This is a genomic window from Cupriavidus consociatus, from assembly GCF_017814975.1.
Taxonomy (GTDB): Bacteria; Pseudomonadota; Gammaproteobacteria; order Burkholderiales; family Burkholderiaceae; genus Cupriavidus; species Cupriavidus consociatus.
The window spans coordinates 1-1,559 of the sequence record NZ_JAGIQA010000116.1 but is presented as its reverse complement, the minus strand read 5'-3'; the positions used below and the strand labels follow the sequence as shown (position 1 = coordinate 1,559).

The 1,559-nt window shown below is 60.0% G+C and carries 4 protein-coding genes; 3 read left to right on the top strand and 1 reads right to left on the bottom strand.

Features of this window, described 5'->3' with window-relative positions:
• Window positions 1–62 precede the first annotated feature (62 nt).
• Window positions 63–437: a reverse transcriptase domain-containing protein gene (locus J8I82_RS37625; protein ID WP_431831618.1), complete on the bottom strand. Its 375-nt coding sequence runs from the start codon at window positions 435–437 to the stop codon at window positions 63–65.
• On the opposite strand from J8I82_RS37625, the gene J8I82_RS37620 reads away from it, so the two are divergent.
• The 3 genes from J8I82_RS37620 to J8I82_RS37610 form a co-directional block, all read left to right on the top strand.
• Window positions 350–748 (top strand): DUF5372 family protein, encoded by a 399-nt coding sequence (locus tag J8I82_RS37620; RefSeq protein ID WP_284183261.1) that lies wholly within the window; start codon window positions 350–352, stop codon window positions 746–748. The genes J8I82_RS37625 and J8I82_RS37620 overlap by 88 nt on opposite strands.
• Window positions 749–800: 52 nt before the next feature.
• Window positions 801–1,133 (top strand): DUF6788 family protein, encoded by a 333-nt coding sequence (locus J8I82_RS37615; RefSeq protein WP_209765681.1) that lies wholly within the window; start codon window positions 801–803, stop codon window positions 1,131–1,133.
• A 136-nt stretch (window positions 1,134–1,269) separates the two neighbouring features.
• Window positions 1,270–1,559, top strand: a 290-nt coding sequence (locus tag J8I82_RS37610; RefSeq protein ID WP_209765679.1) for a recombinase family protein, incomplete at its 3' end; no start/stop codon positions are given.

The following is a 1,559-nucleotide window of genomic DNA, read 5'->3' as shown; positions in this document are numbered from 1 at the left end:
TCTGGACCATGGCGCCAGGCACTCCCTTGATATGCGAAGGCCACATCTTACCCGCGAGTTTGCTATGTTGTTGCCGGAGCTAGAATTCCCCCTTGCGGGGTACCTGCCCGGCTCTCGAATAGGGTTCCTTCATCGATATATCCGGCTTGAAGCCAACGACGCAAGATTGCCTTATCCATCGGGATATGCTCCAGGATCCAGGCGTGACTGAAGTTATCGAAACAACCCCGTATGTCACCTTCCAGAACCCATTCTGGCGAAACACTCTTAGCCAGCACGATGAAGCACTGTTCGATGGCGTCAGCAGTCGAGCGTTCGGGCCGGAAGCCATAGGAATTTGGATCCGCCAGTGTCTCTGCCACCGGTTCCAGGGCGAACTTCCACAACGCCTGCATCGCCCAGCACCGCATGCAGGGGACGGTCAGCGCGAACTGCACAAGCGCTCAACGAGCATTTGGGATGGGCTGAGATCCGCCATCCGTTTCATCCGCTCCGGGGCCAACGTTTTCCGGTCCTGAAGACGCGCCGCGTGGCGGGCGTCGACACACTGCTGCTACGTCATGTAGAACGCGGCAGCTTCAGCATTGCCCGCGATTGGACCGACTGGGGCGCGCCTACCTTCGAAGACGATCGCGAGGTCCCTGCGTTTCGCTTCGATCTGGGCATGCTGCTGGAGCTGATTGCGCTGATCGACCAGCTTGCCGCTTCGTCCTCCAAGAAGTCATCTAAAGGATCCAAAGGAGCTTGATCAATGCATCACGTTGACCTACTATCAGACCAGTTTTTAACGTGGTCCGCCAATGCAAGATATTCCGTCGTCCACTCTACGCAAACGCCGCGCGCAATTGCTCAAGCAAATGCCGGCATTGGACACGCTCTTGCGGGGCTCGCTCATCGAACGCTACAAGCGCTGCGGCAAACCTGGCTGCAAGTGTGCCGACGGCCCCGGTCATGGCCCCAAGTACTACCTGTCAGTGAGCTTTCCGGGGCGCCGACCGCAGATGGACTACGTGCCACAGGCAGATTACGCCGACGTCAGCGAACGCTTGGCGAACTATCACCAGGTCCGCGAGATCATCGAAGAGATCTGCGAGATCAACCGCGAACTACTACGCCGCCGCGAGGCGCTCTGAGGGGCGTCGGTGAGCCAGGCGCCGCTCTCGCTCACCATCTCCATCGATCCGCAATCAGCCGGCGTACTCATCGCCAACATGCTCGAGGCTTGGCTCACCGCCGAGTCCGCGCTGGAACTGACTGAGGAGGCCGTCGATGAACACCAAGATCACTCCACAACATCACAGCAAACCGGCGTACATCTATATCCGCCAGTCGACGCTGGCTCAGGTGCGGCACCATCAAGAGAGCACCGAGCGCCAGTATGCGTTGCGCGACAAAGCGCTGGCACTGGGCTGGCCGGACACATCGATCCGGGTCCTGGACCGGGACCTCGGTCAGTCGGGCGCCCAGATGACGGGCCGAGAGGACTTCAAGACGCTGGTGGCGGATGTCTCGATGGGGCAAGTGGGCGCCGTCTTTGCGTTGGAGGTGTCGCGCCTGGC

Coding starts and splice junctions, on each gene's coding strand:
- J8I82_RS37615 (WP_209765681.1), top strand. CDS start 801: ATGCAAGATATTCCGTCGTCCACTCTACGCAAACGCCGCGCGCAATTG.